The sequence below is a fragment of the Kitasatospora nipponensis genome (assembly GCF_039528135.1).
GTDB lineage: Bacteria > Actinomycetota > Actinomycetes > Streptomycetales > Streptomycetaceae > Kitasatospora > Kitasatospora nipponensis.
This window is the reverse complement of record NZ_BAAALF010000870.1, coordinates 1-610: the sequence shown is the minus strand read 5'-3', so window position 1 is coordinate 610 and position 610 is coordinate 1. Positions and strand designations below refer to the sequence as shown.

Annotated in this window: 1 protein-coding gene; it reads left to right on the top strand. The window is 69.0% G+C overall.

What is annotated here, in order from left to right; all coding sequences use genetic code 11:
* Window positions 1-610 (top strand): flotillin family protein (locus ABD323_RS43780; RefSeq protein WP_486327187.1); only part of this gene is annotated, 610 nt, incomplete at both ends.

Genomic DNA, 610 nt, shown 5'->3' with positions numbered 1-610 from the left:
GCCGCCGCGAAGTTCGCCGAGGCGCTGCGCACCGTCGGCAAGCAGCTCGACTTCACCGATCTCTACACCAAGCGCGAGGAGTTCAGGGACCGCATCATCGCGGCCATCGGCACCGACCTGAACGGTTACCACCTCGACGACGCCGCGATCGACCACCTCGAACAGACCCCGATGGTGCAGCTCGACCCGGCCAACGTGCTGGACGCCCAGGGCATCCGCAAGATCACCGAGTTGACCGCGCTGGAGCACATCCGCACCAACGACTTCCAGCGCAACGAGGAGATGGAGATCACCCGGCAGAACGTGGACGCTCGGGAGGCCGTACTGGAGTTGGAGCGCCGCCGGGCGGAGGCGGAGATCCGGCAGCGCAAGGGGATCGAGACGCTGCGCGCGCAGGAGGAGGCGGCCACGGCGCAGGTCCAGGAGGAGGAGCGGCTGCGGGCGCACGGTGCGCTGCTGCGGACCGAGGAACTGCTCGGCGTCCAGCGGGAGAACCAGCAGCGGGAGATCGCCGTCGCCGAGAAGAACCGCGAGCGGGTGATCGCCGTCGAGACCGAGCGGATCGAGAAGGACCGCCTGCTGGAGGTGGTCAACCGGGAGCGGGAGGTCG